Raw genomic sequence first — 18,748 nt, 5'->3', positions numbered from 1 at the left:
CACGCGGGGCATGAGAGGAGTTCGTAACCTGCGACGCATGACACTCCAGCGAATCCAGCAGCCCGACCTCGGGAGCCGTGCGCCGGGCGTCAAGAAGGACTTGCAGGGTGGCCTCTTCCATCGGCCCCGTTTCCTCCGCGGCCCCCGCACCGAGCGTCCGTTCGACGCGCCCCAGCTGTTCACGGAGCGCCTGGTGCTCCGCCCCCACGACGTGCGTGACGCGGAGGCCTGGCACGAGATCGTGTCCGACGCCGAGGTCGTCCGCTACCTGCACTGGAAGCAGCGCGACCTGACGGAGGCGACCGAGCACCTGAGCCGCCGTACGACGCACACGCGTCTCTGGCAGACGGGCGACTTCATGGCCCTGGCCGTCGAGCACGACGGCAAGCTCATCGGGGACGTGTCGGTGCACCTGCGCGACGTCGAGCCCGAGCACCGCTCTGCGGAGCTCGGCTGGATCATGCACCCGGGATGCGCGGGACAGGGCTTCGCCACCGAGGCGGCGGATGCGCTGGTCGAGTACCTGCGCGACTATGTCGGCGTTAAGCGCGTGCTCGCGGTCATGGACCTGGAGAACGAGGCGTCCTACGCGCTCGCGAGGCGCCTCGGGCTGGCGGAGGTCTCCCGTTCGGACGACTCGAGGACCACGGCGCTCGACCTCGTCTGAGCGGTTCCCGCGGCACCGGACGCGGACATGAGCTGTGCGACCTCGAGGAGGTCCCACGCCATGTCGCCCGTCACGGAGATGCCCTTGGCGCCCGACCGGCGAGTCTTCCCCCGCGCCAGCATGTAGTGCGTGCGGAACACCCGGTTGCCTGCACGCTCCTGCGCGTCGTGGAAGAACACGATCTGCGAGAGTCCGGTGCTGTCGTCGAGGGAGACGAACACCGTGCGCCGCCCGCCACGCATGGGCGGGGTGTTCGTGGCACGCCGCACCCCCGCGATGAGCACGTCGGTGCCGCCTGGCAGGTCCATGAGCGAGCTCGCTGGAGTGACTCCGAGCTGACGGAAGAGCGGGAAGAAGCGCTCCATCTGGTGCCGGCTCACGCCGAGGCCGAGCTCCTGCAGCTCCAGGTCGGTCTGCGTCTTCCCGTGCAGGTCCATGGTGGTCACCCCGCGAAGCTCCGGGATGGGCAGGGGGAACGCGAACGCCTGCTGGTGCTCCGGTACTCGCGTCGGCGTGCTCGTGAGCGAGCGGATGAACGCGAGCAGCTCGTGCCGCCTGCGCGGCTCGTAGTCGATGAACACGTCGAGCGCCCCCACTCTGGCGAGGGAGTCGAGCGTGCTCCGGCGTGGTCGGACACGAGCGCGGAAGTCGGCGAGCGAGTCGAACGGCTGGTGCTCGGCGACCCTGTCGCGTTCCGCCGATGACATGCCGCGCACATCCGCGAGGGACATGCGAACCCCGTCGCGTCCATCCGGGAGCGGCTCGACCGTGTACTCGAGCCCTGAACGCTGCACGTCGATCGGGAGGAGCGGGATGCCCAGATGCCTCGCCTCGGCGATGATGAGGTCCTTGCCCCACATGCCGGGGTCGTGGGTGAGGAGGCCCGCCCAGAAGTGCGCGGCTCGATGGGTCTTGAGCCAGGCGCTCTGGAAGGTGGGCAGGGCGAACGCAGCGCCGTGGGCTTTCGCGAAGCCGAAGCTGCCGAAGCCGGCGAGCACCTTCCATGACCGATCGATGATCTCTGGCGGGAACCCACGCTCTGCGGCCCTGCCGCGCACGAGCTCCTCGATGCGCGGCACGAGCTCGGGCTTCGCGAGCCAGCGTCGGTACACGTCGGCGAGCTCGAGGCCGCACCCCGTGAGCTCGTCGAAGATGCGCATGACCTGCTCGTGGAAGACGACGACGCCTTTCGTCTCGAGCAGGATCGGCTTGAGCCTTGGATGGATGTAGTCGGGCATCACCTCCCCGTGGCGGGCCCTGAGGAAGTGGAGGGGCATGTTGTTCTGCATGGGGCCAGGGCGGAACAGGGAGATGTCGATGACGAGGTCGTTGAACACCTCTGGCTGCAGCTTGCCGACGAGCTCCATCTGCCCCGGGCTCTCGACCTGGAAGATGCCGAGGGTCTTCGTCGAGCGGATGGTCTCGTAGGTCGCCTCGTCGTCGAGGGGAAGCGCATCGAGGTCGAGTTCCTCACCGCGGGTGCGCTTCAGCTCCTTCACGGCGTGGGCCATGGCGCTCTGCATGCGAACCCCGAGGATGTCGAGCTTGATGAGCCCCATCGGGTCCATGTCGTGCTTGTCGAACTGGCTCATGGGCAGGCCGATCCCCGACATCTGCACGGGAGTGCGGTCGAGGAGCGAGACGTCGGAGAGGATGACCCCGCACGGGTGCACGGAGATGTGCCTCGGCAGGGAGTCGAGCCGCTCGGTCGCCTCGACGAGCACCTCGAGCTGCCGTGAGCGACGCACCTCCTCCGCGAACTCGCGCAGCTCGGGCTTCTCGGCGAGGGCCTGCCTGAAGCGCTTCGCGGAGAAGCGCCACAGCTCCTTGGCGATGCGGTCGACTTCGCCGTCGGCGAGCCCGAGGGCGAGGCCAGCGTCGCGGACTGCGCCCCTCGACCCGTAGGTGTTGACCATCGACATGAGGGTGACCCGCTGCCCGCCGAACTCGTCGAAGATGCGGTGGTAGACGCGGTGGCGCTCTGCGCTCTCCACATCGAGGTCGATGTCGGGGAGCGTGCGTCGCTCATCGGAGAGGAAGCGCTCCCAGATGAGCCCGAGGGAGACGGGCTCGACGTGGCTCGTGTACAGGAGGTAGTTGAGCAGCGATCCGACACCTGAACCCCTGGCCTGCACGCGGACCCCCATCTCCTTGATGAGCTCGACGACGTGCGAGACGGTGAGGAAGTAGGGGGCGAAGCCCAGCTTCCGCACCGTCCTGAGCTCGTGGGCGAGGCGGTCCTGCAGCTCCCGCTCGTGGGCGGCGGATGCACCCGGGTAGCGCGCGGGGATCGCGGCTTCCGCCTTCGCCCTGAGCACCTCGAATGGGTCGCCGTGGATGCCGAAGCGGGTGACCTCCGGCATGCGCGGGGTGCCGACACCCGCATCTCGCTCCGGGTCGATGACGCAGCTCTCGGCGAGCAGCCTCGTCTGGGCGAGGAGGTCATCGGCGGCCGAGGCTGCGTGCCCGCCGGCATCCGCCACCATGCGCGCGACCTGCCGCATGAGGTTCGCCGGCTTGAGCCAGGCCTGCGCCGTCGGCGCCAGCTCGATGTCGTCGAGCGCACGCCTCGCCCGCACGGCATCGGCGATGTCGACCGTCGCCGCCTCCTCGGGGGAGGCGTAGCGCACGGCGTTGGTGAGCACTGCCCGCAGCCCGGACTCTGTTGCGAGGCCCAGCATCCGCGTCGCGGCCGTGACCGACCCCGGGGTGCCAGGCTCGGCGAGATGGCAGACGATCTCGACGACGAGCGAGGCGCGCGGGAGCCCGTGCCGCCAAGCACGCAGACGCTCTCTGGCCAGACCCAGCTGGGCAGCTGAGGCTGCCGTGCCGACGTCGCTCGTCGGGCCGAGCAGGACGGTGAGTCTCGTCGCCCCCTCGTCGGTGCAGGCGAGCTCGGCCAGGCGGGCGAGGGGGATGCTCGGCTCGTGGATGCGCGTGGCGGCGCTCGCGGTGGTCTCGTGGGCGGCTGAGACGGCCCGGCAGAGCGCCGCGTACCCGGAACCGCCGTCACCGCCGGCTGCGAGCACGACGACCCGGCCGAGGGGCTCGCCTCGCTCGTCGTGCACGGCGAGCTCGCTGCCGAGGACAGCCCGAAGGTTCGCGGTCCGGCATGCGAGGAGGTGCTTGACCGCACCGGAGATGCCGTCGCGGTCGGTGAGTGCGAGCGTGTCGAGTTCTCGCTCGGCGGCGGCCTGGGCCAGCACCTCGGGAGGCGAGACCGCATAGTGCGCGCTGAAGCCCGACGAGACGTGCAGGTGCGGGAAGCTCATCGCGTCGTCACTCCCAGCTCAGGGCGAGTCGCCAGCCGCCTGGGGCGCGACAGAGGTCGTACAGGTGCTCCCCGTGCTGCTCACGGGGGCTGTCTCGAACGGCGGTGACGCGCCACAGCTCCTGGTCGATGCGCGTGGGGGAGGAGTCTCCGTGCCACCACGGCGGGAGTCTGCGGAAGTAGGCCTGCGGCTGGCCGGTGACGGTGTAGAGGAAGCGCTGCCACACGAAGGAGGTCGGCTGCCCGTCGCCGCTGATGGCGACCTCGATGGTGTCGTCGATGACGGTCGGCATGGGCTCCCCCTTCGCATCTTCGAATCTGTATTCGAACGTGCATCCAGCGTAAATCGCACCACCGACAGTGGCAACCGCAAGCCTCAGTCACAGGATGAAGGTGCGGGAGTTCAAGCTAGACAGATTCCAAATCTGTCTGATAGCTTTCGGGAAGAACGTCACCCTCAAGGACGAAGGACTATGACTCACACCCCAGACGCCACCCGCTCGGCAGACTCCATCCGCTCGATCGAGCTGTCCACGCTCCGCCTCCCGCTGGCCACTCCGATCTCCGACGCGAAGGTCTTCACGGGGAGGCAGAAGCCCATGACGGAGGTCGTCTTCCTCATCGCCGAGATCCAGACAGCGCAGGGCTTCTCCGGCCACGGCTTCAGCTACTCGAAGCGCGCCGGCGGCGCCGCCCAGTACGCCCACGCCCGCGAGGTCGCCGAGGCCGCGCTCGGCGAGGACCCGAACGACATCCAGAAGCTGTACTCGAAGCTGCTCTGGGCCGGAGCATCCGTCGGCCGCTCCGGCGTCGCGACCCAGGCGCTCGCGGCACTCGATATCGCGCTCTACGACCTCAAGGCGAAGCGGGCCGGCCTGCCCCTCTCGAAGCTGCTCGGCGCGCACCGCGACTCGGTCCGGACGTACAACACGTCGGGCGGGTTCCTGAACGCGTCCCTCGACGAGGTCCGCGAGCGTGCGACGCAGTCGATCGCGGAGGGCATCGGCGGGATCAAGGTCAAGGTCGGGCTGCCGGACACCGCCGAGGACCTCCGCCGAGTCCGCGCCGTCCGCGAGCACATCGGCGCGAGCGTGCCGCTCATGGTCGACGCGAACCAGCAGTGGGACCGCGCGACCGCGCTGCGCATGGGGCGGCGCTTCGAGGAGCTCGACCTCGCGTGGATCGAGGAGCCGCTCGACGCCTACGACGCCGAAGGGCACGCCGACCTCGCACGCGCGCTCGACACCCCGATCGCGACGGGGGAGATGCTCGCGTCGGTGGCCGAGCACCGGCAGCTCATCGCCACGAGGGCCTGCGACATCATCCAGCCGGATGCGCCCCGCATCGGCGGGATCACGAACTTCCTGCGCCTCATGACCCTCGCCGACGAGGCGGGCCTCGACCTCGCCCCGCACTTCGCGATGGAGATCCACCTGCACCTCGCCGCGTGCTACCCGCGTGAGCCGTGGGTCGAGCACTTCGACTGGCTCGACCCCCTCTTCGAGGAGCGCCTCGAGACGCGCGACGGGCGGATGCTCGTCCCCGACCGCCCAGGGCTCGGCTTCACCTTCAGCGAGCAGGCCCGCGCCTGGACGACCGAGAGCGTCACGCTGACCGCCTGACCGCCTGACCGCCTGACCGCCTGACCGCCTGACCGCCTGAGCGGACACCACCACCACCACTTCCTCGGCGCGCGTCGTCGAGGCCATGAGTTCGACCGCGCGGCCTGAGCCGCGCGCTTGCCGACGATGTCGTCGGCGATACTGACAGAGAGGTCCTCGAACATGTCCAAGAAGCCAATGTCCACCCGCAAGATGTGGTGGATCGCACTCATCTCGGGAATGGCGTCCTATATCGACGCCGCCGCGATGACCTCGAGCGGGACGGCCCTGGTGCTCCTCAAGGACACCCTGGCCCTGACCCCGGAGACCATCGGGGTGCTGTCCTCGGCGCTCACGTTCTCGGTTGCCATCGGCGCCCTCTTCGGCGGGCGCCTCGGCGATCTGCTCGGCCGCAAGGCGGTCTTCATCGCGACCATGGTCATGATCGCCGCGGGTTCGGCGCTGCTGGTGTTCGTCGAGGTGTTCCCCGGGCTGCTCGCCGGCATGATCCTCGTCGGGCTCGGCGCGGGCGCTGACCTGCCGGTCTCCCTCGCGACGATCTCGGAGATGGCCAAGTCCGGACTGCGCAGCAGCATGATCGGCTTCACCCACTTCCTCTGGAAGATCGGCAGCATGGTCGCGCTCGGGCTCGCGACCATCGTCGGCAGCATGGGCCAGCTCGGGGCGCAGATCCTGTTCGGGCACATCCTCGTGGTCACCCTGCTGACGCTCGTCGCGAGGTTCGCGGTTCCGGAGTCGACGCTGTGGCTCGAGCAGCGCGAGGCGGAGAAGGCGGGTGCCACGAGCCGCTCGGATGCGGCGCTCGGGTGGAGCACGCTGAAGACGCTCCTCAGGGCGCCCTTCGCGAAGTACTTCATCGTGCTCGCCGTCTTCTACACGCTCATGAACCTCGGTTCGAACACGGTGAGCCAGTACGGGGCCTACATGTACACGGAGGTTGCCGACTCCACGGTCCAGGTCTACTCGACGGTGAAGCTCATCACCATGTTCCTCGGCGCGATCCTCGTCCTCCTGTTCATGCGGGTCGTCGGGACACGGTGGCGGATGAGCTGGTTCGTGGGAGGCGCGATCTGCACGATCACGGCCATGTGCGTTCCGCTCGTCTTCGGCGTGACCGAGTCGACGCTGAACATCATGATGTTCCTGTGGCTCATCGGCACCGTGTTCGCTGGGGAGGGCATCATGAAGATCTGGACCCAGGAGTCGTTCCCGACGCTGCTGCGCTCCTCAGCGCAGGGCGCGATCATCGCCATCGCGCGCTTCGGCTCGTCAGCGCTCGTGCTCGTCACTCCGGTCGTCCTGGCGACCGGGCCCGGGGCGCTCTTCGGGTTCCTCGCGGGCTCCTGCCTCGTCGCGGTGGTCCTCGCCTTCGTGGTGTTCGCGCGCCAGCGCACGACCGTCATCGACCAGGAGGAGGCGGAGGCCGCCGCCGAGCAGAGCGCATCCGCCGAACGCGCGCACCTCCAGGTGCGGGGATGAGCGGCACGATGCAGGAGGTCGTGGAGGCGCTCCGGGGCGAGACCGGTGACGCGGCACCGCTCATGCGCTGGTGGTGGTTCTCGACGCACGTGAGCGAGGCGGCGATCGACGCCGACCTGGACGCCATACTGGCCGCTGGGATCGGCGGGGTCGAGCTCGCGTTCGTGTACCCGGTGGACGAGGGCGGGCCGCGTTTCGGCGATCCGGAGTTCCTCTCGCTCGTGGGCTTCGCCGCGCGAGGGGCGCGGCGGCGGGGGCTGCGCTTCGATCTCACGCTCGGCGCGGGATGGCCGTTCGGCGGGCCGCACGTCGACGCGTCGACGGCAGCTCGGGGGCTCCACTGGGAGCGGATCGAGCTCGCACCCGGCGCGACCGAGCTCGTCTTCCGGCCCTCGTTCGAGGGCGATGCGCTGGTGAGCGCGTACGTGGGCGCCGGCTCCATCCAGGAACTGCCCGCCGAGTGGGTGCTCGCCGAATGCGGGGAGCGCATCCACGTCCCGGCCCTGGGCGGCGGGCCGAGAGTTCTCCTGGTCGCGGTCTCTCGCCTCACCGGCCAGAACGTGAAGCGCGCGCCCCGAGGTGCTGAGGGGCTGGTGCTCGACCACTACTCGGCGGTCGCCGTGCAGGCGCACCTGGAGGCGGTCGCGACGCCGCTCCTGGCCGCGGCGGGGGCCACGCGTGTGCACGCGGGGTTCTGCGACAGCTTCGAGGTGTACGAGTCCGATTGGACGACGGAGCTTCCCCGGGAGTTCCTCGCTCGACGGGGATACGACCTGCTCCCGGAGCTCTGGCGGCTGGAGATCGACGGCGACGGCACGGCTCGGGTGCGCACCGACGTCATGACGACGCTCAGGGAGCTGTTCGAGGAGCACTTCGTGCAGGCGTTCGGAGACTGGGCGCACGGACACGGCCTGCTCTTTCGCGCGCAGTGCTACGGGGAGCCGCCCATGCTCATGAGCAGCTATCGCGACGTGGATCTCATCGAGGGAGAGGGGTGGGGATGGCGGCGATGGACGAAGAACGCGTGGGCGGTCTCCGCGGCCGGCGCCTACGGCAGGTCGCCCGTGTCCTCGGAGACGTGGACCTGGGTGCATTCACCGTCGTTCCGGGCGGGGCCGGCCGACCTGCTGGGGGAGGCCTACGAGCATCTGCTGAGTGGCGTCAACCTCCTCGTCGGCCACGGCTGGCCGCTCGGGGGAGCGCTCGGTCACGGACAGCCGGTGTTCTACGCGTCCGGTGCTCTCGACTCGAGGAACCCGTGGTGGCCGGTCGCGCGTGAGCTGTTCTCTGGGCTCGCTCGCGTGAGCGCCGTCCTCCAGCTGGGCGAGCGGATCGCGCAGGTCGCCATCTACCATCCGGTGGCCGAGCTGCTGGCGAGCGCCGAGGGGGAGCGTCCGTTCGACCTGTGGCGGCAGACGCGTCGGTACGTGGACGACGAGTTCGTCTCGGCGGTGCGCACCACCGGCCTCGACTACGACCTCGTCGACAACGCGCTCCTCCAGGTCGGTGGCGCAGACCGCTTCGAGGTGCTGCTCGTGCCGGCGGGCTGCGTGCTCTCCGCCGCCGCGGCGCAGCTCCTGTCGTCGGCGGATGTTCGCGTGGTCCACCTCTCGGCGTCCCGCGGCCAGGAGCGGCGGGCGGAGATACGCGCCGCCGTGCACGGGATGGTCCCGCCGCTCGCGACGAGCGCACCGGACACCGTCGGGGTCACGACCCGCCAGCTCGACGGCTCGCGCATCTCCCTGCTGGTGAACACCGGGGAGCGTTCGGCCGACGTCGTGCTGGACGCCTGCGACGACAGCACGCTCACCGTGTGGGATGCCGTCTCCGGGCGGAGACGAGCGGCGGAGACGGACGACGCCAGCCGCACCGTGCGCCTCGGCTCCTACGAGGCGGTGCTCGTCGGACAGACTCAGGGAGAGGGGCCCGTGGGCGTCGACGAGCCGGAGACGACCGGCCCGGTGCTGGGCCACGGCCACGAGGAGCCCCTCGCGGACGGCTGGTTCGTGCGCTCATCCAGCGGACGTCGGCCCGTCACGCTGCCCCACACGTGGGAGGACGACCCGAAAGTCGCCCACGACGACGAGCAGCTGGTGTACGAGACGGCGGTGGAGCTCGAGCGCCCTGCCTCCGCTGCACTCGACTTCGGCGACGCCAGCCTGCCAGAGGTCAGGGCCGAGCGTCGGGAGAACGCCTTCGCGCTCCCGGCTGACCCGCCGGTCGGCGCGGCTGCGAGCGTCGAGGTGGACGGCCTGCCCGTGGGGAGCGTCTGGCGGGCGCCATACTCCGTCCAGCTCGGACGGCTCGCCGAGGGGCGCCACACGATCACGGTGACGGTCTCCTCGCTCGGGGTGCGAGGGGCCGCGGCGCGGGCGATCGATGGGACGAGCCCCGCGGCGCGAGCCGCGAACGGCGTCAGGTTCCGAGTGCAGGATGGGAGCCGAAGGCGGGACGGGGTGCGCTCCGGCATCCTCCGGGTGCCGACCCTGCGCCTCAGCGCTGACTGACGCGCGTCGGACGCGCACCGTCGCAGACTGCGCCCCAAGGAGCTTCCTCCCCGAGGCCCCCGCCCGCCCCGCGCGATGCCCGGGCGAGGGATGGCACGATGTGTGCATGAGCATGACGCGCGCCGAGGAGATCGCCAAGGTCCTGGCCGACCGCATCGTCGAGGGAAGCATCGCCCCCGGCGACCGGCTGCCGAGCGAGGGCGGCCTCGTCGAGGAGTTCGGGGCGAGCCGGAGCGTCGTCCGCGAAGCGCTGCACCGCCTGCAGTCGCGCGGCCTCGTGCGCACGCGGGTGGGATCGGGAAGCTACGCCCTCACCCCTCCCGTCGCGACGACGGGCGACGACTGGCTGGGCGCGCACTCCGAAGCGGAGCGCGCAGAGCTCCACGCCTTCCGAATCGCCGTGGAGGTCGAGGCCGCCGCGCTCGCGGCCCGCTCCCCGTCAGCGCAGGAGATCGCCGAGATCGACGCGGCCCTCGCCTCCCTCGCGAAGGCGAGCCTGCCGAGCGAGACCGTCGACGCGGACTTCGCCTTCCACCGTGCGATCGCGGCCGCGTCCGGCAACCGCTACTTCCTGACAGCCCTCGACCGGATGGGCGCGCGCGCCATCATCCTGCCTCCCGCGCGCATCTCCGACGTGGACCGCAACGCAGCCGAGGCTGCCGCAGTCCTCGCCGAGCACCGGGCTGTCGCCGACGCCATCCGCCTCGCCGACCCCGTCGCTGCCGCAGCGGCAGTGCGCACCCACCTCGCGGCGTCCACCGCTCGCCGAGCCGCCCGCGGCACCGGCTCCTGACTCCTCGCTGACTACCCCGGCGTGCTGACGGGGGCCATCAGCTGCGGCCCCGTGCTCGACACCCGACCCACCTCGGGGCCGACCTCGTGCATGGCGAGCGTCGACGCCAGCTCGACACCCGCCTGGCTCGCCTCGTCGAGCAGCCCCTGCGTGCCCACCACCGACTGGTCGAGCCACGCATCCCAGAGCGCGCGCGGCAGCATGAGCGGCATACGGTCGTGGATGCTCGCCAGCTCACCCGTCGACCCCCGCGTCAGGATCGTCGTCGTCAGCAGCCACCTGGACGGATCATCGCCGGGCTTCGTGGGGTCCGCCCACCAGGAGTACAGGCCAGCGAACGCGATGAGCTCGTCGTCGTGCTCCGGGTGGATGAAGAACGGCGTCTTCGACCCGGACTTCGTGCCATCTGCCTTCTTGCGCCACTCGTAGTAGCCGACAGCGGGCACGATCGCTCGCCGCTGCTTCACCGGCCCACGGAACGTCGGCTTCTCCAGCACCGTCTCGATGCGCGCATTGAACGCCTTCGACGAGAAGCTCGGATCCTTCGCGAACGGCGGCAGCAGCCCCCACCTCGCACGCTCGACGCGGCGAACCGCGGCCCCACCGCCCTTGGGCTCGGGCTCCACCACCACGGGGACCGGGTCGGTCGGGGGAGTGTTGAACGACGGCTCCGGCAGATCAGCGCCGAGGGCCTCGATATCGAAGAGCGCCTCGACGTGCTCGACTGCTGGGGTGACATAGCGACCGCACATGGCCCAACGCTACGACAGCGCCGCCCACGGCGCGCGCTGCAAGCTTCGGATTCTCTGTACGCTCAGTGCATGGTCAAGCAGCGCAGCGCCCTCGACAGCATCCCCGCCTACAAGCAGGGTGCCATGCCGAGCACCAGCGACGTCGTCAAGCTCTCCTCCAACGAGAACCCGTTCCCGCCGCTCGCCTCCGTGCGCGCGGCCGTTGCCGAAGAGCTCGAGCGCATCCACCTCTACCCGTCCATGGCGGCACCGGAACTCACCTCGCGCGTCGCGACGCTCCAGGGCGTCGAACCCGAGAACATCGTCTTCGGAGCAGGCTCCGTCGAGGTGGCCACACAGCTCGTCCAGGCCAGCGCGGGACAAGGCGACGAGGTCATGTTCGCCTGGCGCAGCTTCGAGGCGTACCCGATCATCGCGATCGGCGCAGGAGCGACGCCGGTGCAGGTGCCCCTCACCGCCGACGAGCGCCACGACCTCGACGCCATGGTCGACGCCATCACCGACTGCACCGCGATCATCTTCGTCTGCAACCCCAACAACCCCACGGGAGCGACCCTCACCCACGCCGAGGTCCGTGCATTCATCACGCGCGTCCCCAGCGACGTGCTCGTCGTCATCGACGAGGCCTACGAGCACTTCAACCGCGACGCGGAGACCGCCATCGGCATCGACCTCTACCGGGAGTTCCCCAACGTCGCCGTCCTGCACACCTTCTCCAAGGCCTACGGCCTCGCAGGACTCCGCATCGGCTACGCCGTCGCCCAGGCAGACGTCGCAGCCAACCTCCGCAAGGTCTCCGTGCCCTTCGCGGTCTCCGCCCTCGCCCAGACCGCCGCCCTCGCCTCCCTCGACGCCGAAGCCGAGCTCGGTGAGCGCATCGACGACATCGTCAGCGAACGCGCCCGCGTCACCGAGGAACTCCGGGCCCAGGGCTGGAACGTGGGCGAATCCCAGGCGAACTTCGTCTGGCTCAGGCTCGGCGACGACACCGAGCTCATCGACGCCGCACTCACCCGCTCCGGCGTGCTCGCCCGCGCCTTCCCCGGCGAAGGCATCCGCATCACCATCGGCTCGCCGGAAGCCAACCGCCGCGCACTCGCCGCGCTCGCGGGAGTCAGACAGGAGGCGACACGATGAGCACCTGGCGCATCCGCGATTTCCAGCCGACGGACATGGACGCGCTGCTCCGCCTCTGGGAGCAGCACCGCCGCTCCGGCACGGAGCCCGTGTACGGCCTCAGCGAGGTCATCGCCTCGACCCGCAAGGACACCGCCGTCGTCGCGGTCGCCGGCGAGAAGATCGTCGGCGTCGCGGTTGCGCGTGCGGCCCACGATCAGGGCTGGATCGTGTTCTTCGGGACCGACGACGAATGGCGCCGCCGCGGAATCGGCGGGGCGCTGCTCGCCTCCCTCGAGCAGCGGATGGCGCAGCACGGGCTACAGAAGCTCACGATCCTCGTTCCTGACGAGCAGACGCAGGTGGGGGCGCTCACGAAGGCAGGGTTCGCCGACAAACGCCACCTGCGCTACTTCGAACGGGAGATCCGCGTCAAGCAGCAGGAGATGGTGGCCCTTCGCGAGCTCGGCGGCCGCATCCTGCCCTCCGACCGCTGGGACGCGATCGGCGGCATGCAGCACGAGAAGGACGTGCTCGAGCGACGACTCGTGCTGCCGCTCAGCGACCCCGACCTCGCCGAGGAGTACGGCGTCGTGCCGCCTCGCGCGATCGTGCTCTTCGGCCCTCCGGGCACGGGCAAGACGACCTTCGCGAAGGGCATCGCCTCCCGTCTCGGCTGGCCGTTCGTCGAGGTCTTCCCGTCCCGCCTGTCGGCGTCGCCGCGTGGCCTCGCCGGCGAGCTGCGCGAGACGTTCGAGCAGGTCGAGTCGCTCGAGCATGCCGTCGTCTTCATCGACGAGGTCGAGGAGATCGCGTCGCACCGAGGCGGGGAGCCGCCGTCGCCCACGCAGGGCGTCACCAACGAGCTCCTGAAGATCATCCCAGCCTTCCGGGAGAAGCCAGGGCGACTCCTCATCTGCGCCACCAACTTCATCCGCGCCCTCGACCAGGCGTTCCTTCGCCACGGCCGCTTCGACTACGTCATCCCCATCGGGCTGCCGGATGCCGCCGCGCGCCGCGCGATCTGGGAGCGGTACGTGCCCGAGTCGGTGAGCGACTCCGTCGACGTCCCCGCGCTTGTCGAGCAGACGAGCGGATACTCGCCCGCCGACATCGAGTTCGCGGCACGCCGCGCCTCGCAGGTCGCGCTCGAGCGTGCCGTCGCCGCGCGTAACTCCGGCGACGTGGTGCCGCTCGGCCCCACCACGGACGACTTCCTCGCCGCCATCTCCTCGACGCGAACGACCGTGTCGAGTGAGGTCGAGCGCGAGTTCGAGGAGGACATCTCGGCGATCGCCCGCGTGTAGCGGGGCTCGGCTGTCCAACATCAGTGCAGAACGGCGTCGAAGGCCGCGGTTCCGGCGCCATCGGCCGAATATCGCACCGAAGTTGGACAGCGGCCGGCCGCGGACCGCGCGTTCAAGCGAAGAAGAGGGGCCGGATGCGATGCATCCGGCCCCTCTTCTGTGCAGCTGAGGCTAGGCCTTCTTGGCTGCGCTGTCGTCGTCGGACGTGATGTCGAAGTCGTCGACCTCGTCATCGCCGGCCGGGTCGAGCTCTGCTTCGACCTCGTCGAGGTCGTCGTCGTCGGAGTCCTCGAGCTCGCTCTCGATCTCGTCGATCCACTCGTCGAGGAGGTCTTCTGCGGCTTCGTCGTCGGAGGCGGACTGCACCTCGAGGGTGCCGTCGCCCCACAGGCGGGAGGAGACGCGGACGTCGTCGGTGTCCTCGACGGCGTCGTGTGCCTCCGACTCGAACTCGTTGGCGATCTTCGCCGCTTCGTCTTCGGATTCGGCTTCGATGACGAGCGCCGAGACGACCTCGTATTTCAAGAGCACGGCGTAGGTAGGCATGGGGCGACTCCTCGTGACTGCGAGCGCACCGCTCGCAGAATGAAGGTACTCGTGACCGAGCGCCCAGACAAGCTGAGGCCGGTGCGTCGCGGATGACACCTTGGTGAAGAGTTTCCCGCGTCCCGGCGCTCGACGTAGGCTCGCGTCATGCCACTCGACGCGACTGCCCCCCTCGATGCGACCGCCAGTGCACGCGGCGGCGCGGCCAAGCGGTCTCCGCTCGCCGTCGCCGTCGCCCAGTACGCCCCGGGCTCGGATCTCGCGGAGAACGAGCGGCTGCTGCGCGAGAACGTCGCTCTCGCGGCGGACCGCGGGGCCCAGCTGGTCGTCGTGCCCGAATACGCGAGCTTCTTCCTGCCGGAGCTCGGGCCGGAGCTCGTGCGGAACGCGCAGGACCTCGATGGGCCCTTCGTCTCGCTCATGCGCTCGCTTGCGGCAGAGCACGGCGTGACGATCGTCGCGGGACTCGTGGCGACGTCGGAGGACCCGCAGCGCTTCGCCAACACGCTGGTCGCCGTCGACGCCACGGGCGAGGTCGTCGCCCAGTACCGCAAGGTGCATCTCTACGACGCGTTCGGGGCGAAGGAGAGCGACTGGGTCGTGGCCGGCGATACGGCCGCGCCGCAGACGTTCGTGGTCGGCGGCGTCCGGGTCGGGTTGCAGACCTGCTACGACCTTCGGTTCCCCGAGGTCTCGAGGACCCTCGTGGATGCGGGGGCCGAGCTCATCGCGATCCCCGCGGAATGGGTGCGCGGACCGTTGAAGGAGCATCACTGGACGACCCTGCTCGCGGCCCGCGCCATCGAGAACACGGTCTACTTCGCCGCGGCCGACCATCCAGCCCCCATCGGCGTCGGTCACAGCGCCGTCATCGACCCCAGGGGTGCGACGATCGCGGGCGGGGGCATCGAGGCTGGGCTCTCCATCGGCTGGGTGTCGCTCGAGGTGCTCGACTCGGTTCGCGAGCAGAACCCGGCGCTCGAGCTCCGGAGGTACCGGGTCGTGCCGGTCGAGGCAGCGCCGACGGACTGAGCCGCTACCGGCTGAGCTCGCCTAGCCGGTCGAGCCTGCGCATGCCCTCATCGAGCACCTCGTCGCTCTTACAGAACGCGAAGCGGACCAGCGAGCGGTAGTCGCCCTGCCGCTCCGGGGTGCACAGCGCGGCGACGGGGATGCCGACCACCCCGATCTCGCGCGGCAGCCGCCGGCACAGCTCGGTCGCATCCGTGTACCCGATGCTCGCCGCATCGGCGATCGCGAAGTAGCCGGATGCCGGAGTCGCCGTCTCCAGGCCGCGACTGCGCAGCGCGGTCACGAGCAGGTCGCGCTTGGCCCGGAGGCGTTGGCGTTCCTCGTCGAAACGACGCTCCGAAAGCCTGAGCCCGACAGCGACGGCTGGCTGGAACGGCCCGCTTCCGACGTAGCTGAGGTACTGCTTCACCGCGAGCACCGCCTCGATGAGTGCGGCGGGCCCGGTGACCCAGCCGACTTTCCAGCCCGTCACACTGAAGGTCTTGCCTGCTGAGCCGATGCTGAGCGTGCGCGACGCCGCCCCCGGGAGGCTGGCGATGGCGACATGCGCCCCGTCGAAGACGAGGTGCTCGTAGACCTCGTCGGTGACGATGATCGCGTCGTGGCGCGCGGCGAGGTCCACGATGAGCTGGAGCGTCTCGCGGGGGAGCACGGCACCCGTCGGGTTGTGCGGCGTGTTGACGATGATGAGGCGGGTCCGGTCGGAGACTGCGCGCCTCAGCTCATCGTGATCTGGCCGGAACGCGGGCCACCTGAGCGGGACGGTCACGAGGCGGGCATCGGCGAGGCGAGCGAGCGCCCCATACGCGTCGTAGTGGGGTTCGAGGACCACGATGTCCTCGCCAGGCTCGACGAGCCCGAGCACCGTCGCGGCGAGTGCCTCGGTGGCGCCGACCGTGACGAGGACTTCCCGGTCGGGGTCGAGCGCGACGCCGCGGAACCGCAGCTGGTGCTCGGCGATCGCGGCGCGCAGATCTGCAGTCCCCCGGGGCGGCGGGTACTGGTTCTCGCCGCGCGCGATCGCCTCGATCGCCGCATCCAGCAGCTCCCGCGGTCCCGCGTAGTCCGGGAAGCCCTGCCCCAGATTCACCGATCCCGTGGTGCGGGCGAGCTCGGTCATCTCGCCGAAGACCGTGCCCTGCAGTTCGCCACTCGGGGAGAGGAGGCCAGCCCCCTGGGCCGCCCGGAGCCATGGTCCGTCTCTGCGCATGCATCCAGTCTGTCATCGGCCGGTCACGATCGAATCTCGAACCGCGACGTGCCGCCGAAACCAGAGCGATCGCTCCGTCCGCTCCCTAGACTTGCGCCACGGATGCGCCCCGACGCATCGAGAGAACGTCAGGATCCTCATGCTCGACTCATCACCCGCTGCGGGCGCCGACGCGAACAGCGCGCAGACCCAGTCGAGCGCTGCGCGGGTTGAGGAGCACGGTCGCCACCGGGCTGGGGCCCATCTGCACTCGATCCACGACGATGCGCCCGTGATCACCCGGCGCACCGGCCTCCTCGTCGTCGCGGGCATCGCGGTGGTCGCGGCGGTCGTCGGCGGGCTGAGCGGGGCGCTCATCACGGCGAATGTGATCAACCAGCCCAACCAGGACGCCCAGCGTCTCACGCAGCCGCTCGGCTCCCCGAGCGAGCCGACCGCCCCGCTGCCGGGAGAGGCCAGCGCGGCGATCGTCGGGGCCGCCCCGAGCGTGGTCACGCTCACGGTCTCGACGCCCACCCGCACCGAGACGGGGTCTGGCGTCATCTACTCGGGCGACGGCCTGGTCATCACCAACGCCCACGTCGTGACGCTCGACGGCACGGTCTCGGATGCGCAGATCACGGCGACCACCAGCGACGGCCGCGTCTTCACGACCACTCGGGTCGGCTTGGACGTGCTCGCCGACGTCGCCGTGCTGCGGCTGACCGACGCCAGCGGACTCCAACCCGCCTCCTTCGCCGACTCCGACCAGATCGTGGTCGGCCAGTCCACGATCGTGCTCGGGGCTCCGCTCGGGCTCGCCGGCACCGCGACGACGGGTGTGGTGTCCGCCGTCAACCGCAGCATCGAGATCGCGTCGGCCGCGGTGCCGCCGACGGTCGACGAGAACGCCGCCACCGATTCGCCCCTCAGCTCCACCACCGATCCGGGCAAGAGCATCGTCCAGCTTCCCGTCATCCAGACGGACGCCGCCATCAACCCGGGCAACTCTGGCGGTGCCATGCTGAACGCGAACGGCGAGGTCATCGGCATCAACGTGGCGATCGCGGGCACCAAGTCCGGTGGCCAGGGGCAGGCCGCCTCGAGCGGCAGCATCGGCCTCGGCTTCGCGCTGCCCGCGAACTACGCCGTCCAGATCGCCGCACAGCTCGCGGCCGGGCAGACGCCGTCGCACGGCGCGCTCGGGGCGACGGTGCGCAACGCGGCGACCGTCGCGACGAGCAGCCAGAGCATCGTGGGCGCCTACGTCGACAGCGTCGTGGAGAACGGCGCCGCCTCGATCGCGGGCCTCAGCAGGGGAGACATCGTCACGTACATCGGCACGGTCCCCGTGTCGAACGCCAACGACCTCATCGCGCACGTCCGCGTCTACGAGGCGGGGGAGGTGGCCACGCTCACCGTCGTCCGCCAGGGCGAGGTGATCGAGGTCGAGGTGTCCCTGGACGCGGCGGCCTAGGCGGACTCCCTAGGAGACCCCGTCGGTCTCCTTGCCCTTGCCCCGCGTGAGCGCGAGGGGCACCCGGAAGAAGCTGAACGGCCCGCGCGTCAGCGCCTTGTGGTCGTCGCCGTCGTCCGGCTTGGAGCTGGCGAACTGCGGGTGCAGCTCGATGGGGAAGCTCGCGGGGGCCACACCGAACGCCTCGCGGGACGTGCGCACGACCTCGTTGCTGAGTATCCGGTTGCCGGCACCCCCGATGACGGCGCCGATACCGAACGGCACGAGCCGCCCGACCGTGCTCGCCGACTGGCGAACGACGAAGCGCTTGAGGAACATCGACTGGATGCGCCCGGACAGCTCGCCGACCATCGCCCGCGGGAGCCGCTTCGTCACGATCTCGCCCCAGAACACCTGCTTCGCCGGGCCCTTGCCGAAGGCCTGACCCGCGAACTGCTGGATGAGGTTCTTGCTGGCCTTGCCGAGCATGAGGGACTGGATGAGGGTCCGCGCGCGCACGGGGTCGGAGATGGGGAGCCCGTGGATCTCGGCGACCGCCTGGCCGAACAGGGAGGTCATCTCGAGGAAGCCAGCTGTCTCGACACCCGTCACGGCGAGGGATGCCGCCGTGCCGACACCCGGCACCATCGCGGCGGCGCCAGCTGCGCCCCCGCTCACGGTCGTCGCGTTGAGGTACTGCTGCTCGATCTTCTTGATGAGCTCGCTCGGGGTCGCATCCGGGTACTTTCCGCGGAGGATGCGGATCTGTCGCAGCACGATCGGGCGCTGGATGGCCATGAGCCGGTCGAGCCAGATCTTGTCCTGCTCTCCGGCTGCCGCAGCCTGCTGCTCGTCGCGCGGCGGCAACGGGGCATAGTTCGCCGCGTCTGCACCTTCGTTGACGCGCGGAGTGCTGGAATCTGACACTGGACCTCCTCGTGATGGCACGGCCGAGCGCGGAGCGCATGGCGACGCGAGCAGTGTATGAGGACACGCCTGGGGGGAGCTTGG

The 18,748-nt window shown here is 70.1% G+C and carries 15 protein-coding genes; 9 read left to right on the top strand and 6 right to left on the bottom strand.

Annotated features, from left to right (window positions below; genetic code table 11):
* Nucleotides 1-37: 37 nt before the first annotated feature.
* A complete protein-coding gene (locus C5E06_RS11540) occupies nucleotides 38-667 on the top strand; it encodes a GNAT family N-acetyltransferase (protein ID WP_181062961.1) in 630 nt (209 codons plus the stop codon).
* Here the strand turns inward: C5E06_RS11540 and dnaE are convergent.
* Nucleotides 586-3,939, bottom strand: coding sequence for a DNA polymerase III subunit alpha (gene dnaE, locus C5E06_RS11535; protein WP_104306936.1), 3,354 nt, complete (start codon nucleotides 3,937-3,939; stop codon nucleotides 586-588). The genes C5E06_RS11540 and dnaE overlap by 82 nt on opposite strands.
* Nucleotides 3,940-3,946: 7 nt before the next feature.
* Nucleotides 3,947-4,231, bottom strand: a complete 285-nt coding sequence (locus C5E06_RS11530; protein WP_104298572.1) for a hypothetical protein — start codon at nucleotides 4,229-4,231, stop codon at nucleotides 3,947-3,949.
* Nucleotides 4,232-4,411: 180 nt separating this feature from the next.
* Between C5E06_RS11530 and C5E06_RS11525 the strand changes: the two genes are divergently transcribed.
* From C5E06_RS11525 to C5E06_RS11510, 4 genes are all read left to right on the top strand, one after another.
* Complete coding sequence (locus tag C5E06_RS11525; protein WP_104306935.1) at nucleotides 4,412-5,560, top strand: mandelate racemase/muconate lactonizing enzyme family protein; 1,149 nt, start codon at nucleotides 4,412-4,414, stop codon at nucleotides 5,558-5,560.
* A gap of 162 nt (nucleotides 5,561-5,722) precedes the next feature.
* Nucleotides 5,723-7,039 carry an MFS transporter gene (locus tag C5E06_RS11520; protein ID WP_181062960.1) on the top strand — a complete coding sequence of 439 codons (1,317 nt, stop codon included), beginning with the start codon at nucleotides 5,723-5,725 and terminating at the stop codon, nucleotides 7,037-7,039.
* A complete protein-coding gene (locus C5E06_RS11515; RefSeq protein WP_104306933.1) occupies nucleotides 7,036-9,546 on the top strand; it encodes a glycosyl hydrolase in 2,511 nt (836 codons plus the stop codon). Before C5E06_RS11520 ends, C5E06_RS11515 begins: the two co-directional genes overlap by 4 nt.
* A 106-nt stretch (nucleotides 9,547-9,652) precedes the next feature.
* A complete protein-coding gene (locus C5E06_RS11510; RefSeq protein ID WP_104241564.1) occupies nucleotides 9,653-10,339 on the top strand; it encodes a FadR/GntR family transcriptional regulator in 687 nt (228 codons plus the stop codon).
* A gap of 11 nt (nucleotides 10,340-10,350) precedes the next feature.
* On the opposite strand, the gene C5E06_RS11505 is transcribed toward C5E06_RS11510, so the two are convergent.
* Entirely contained in the window at nucleotides 10,351-11,091 is a 741-nt protein-coding gene (locus C5E06_RS11505; RefSeq protein WP_104241563.1) for an SOS response-associated peptidase, read from the bottom strand.
* A gap of 69 nt (nucleotides 11,092-11,160) precedes the next feature.
* On the opposite strand from C5E06_RS11505, the gene hisC reads away from it, so the two are divergent.
* Complete coding sequence (gene hisC / locus C5E06_RS11500; protein ID WP_104306932.1) at nucleotides 11,161-12,228, top strand: histidinol-phosphate transaminase; 1,068 nt, start codon at nucleotides 11,161-11,163, stop codon at nucleotides 12,226-12,228.
* Nucleotides 12,225-13,514, top strand: a complete 1,290-nt coding sequence (locus tag C5E06_RS11495; RefSeq protein ID WP_104298578.1) for an ATP-binding protein — start codon at nucleotides 12,225-12,227, stop codon at nucleotides 13,512-13,514. Before hisC ends, C5E06_RS11495 begins: the two co-directional genes overlap by 4 nt.
* Before the next feature lie 171 nt (nucleotides 13,515-13,685).
* On the opposite strand, the gene C5E06_RS11490 is transcribed toward C5E06_RS11495, so the two are convergent.
* Nucleotides 13,686-14,060, bottom strand: a complete 375-nt coding sequence (locus C5E06_RS11490) for a hypothetical protein (RefSeq protein WP_104306931.1) — start codon at nucleotides 14,058-14,060, stop codon at nucleotides 13,686-13,688.
* A gap of 147 nt (nucleotides 14,061-14,207) precedes the next feature.
* Here C5E06_RS11490 and C5E06_RS11485 point away from each other — a divergent pair, with 147 nt between their 5' ends.
* Nucleotides 14,208-15,092, top strand: a complete 885-nt coding sequence (locus tag C5E06_RS11485) for a carbon-nitrogen hydrolase family protein (RefSeq protein ID WP_104306930.1) — start codon at nucleotides 14,208-14,210, stop codon at nucleotides 15,090-15,092.
* A 4-nt stretch (nucleotides 15,093-15,096) separates the two neighbouring features.
* On the opposite strand, the gene C5E06_RS11480 is transcribed toward C5E06_RS11485, so the two are convergent.
* On the bottom strand, nucleotides 15,097-16,302 hold the full coding sequence (locus C5E06_RS11480) for an aminotransferase class I/II-fold pyridoxal phosphate-dependent enzyme (RefSeq protein ID WP_104306929.1): 1,206 nt from the start codon (nucleotides 16,300-16,302) through the stop codon (nucleotides 15,097-15,099).
* A 139-nt stretch (nucleotides 16,303-16,441) separates the two neighbouring features.
* Here C5E06_RS11480 and C5E06_RS11475 point away from each other — a divergent pair, with 139 nt between their 5' ends.
* A complete protein-coding gene (locus C5E06_RS11475) occupies nucleotides 16,442-17,758 on the top strand; it encodes a S1C family serine protease (RefSeq protein WP_181062959.1) in 1,317 nt (438 codons plus the stop codon).
* A gap of 9 nt (nucleotides 17,759-17,767) precedes the next feature.
* On the opposite strand, the gene C5E06_RS11470 is transcribed toward C5E06_RS11475, so the two are convergent.
* Entirely contained in the window at nucleotides 17,768-18,664 is an 897-nt protein-coding gene (locus C5E06_RS11470; protein ID WP_104306927.1) for a hypothetical protein, read from the bottom strand.
* Between the last annotated feature and the right edge of the window lie 84 nt (nucleotides 18,665-18,748).

Source organism: Pseudoclavibacter sp. RFBI5 (assembly GCF_002931395.1).
In the GTDB taxonomy this organism is placed as follows: Bacteria; Actinomycetota; Actinomycetes; order Actinomycetales; family Microbacteriaceae; genus Pseudoclavibacter.
Note: the sequence above shows the minus strand (reverse complement) of the source record. Positions and strands in the feature narration are given on the sequence as shown.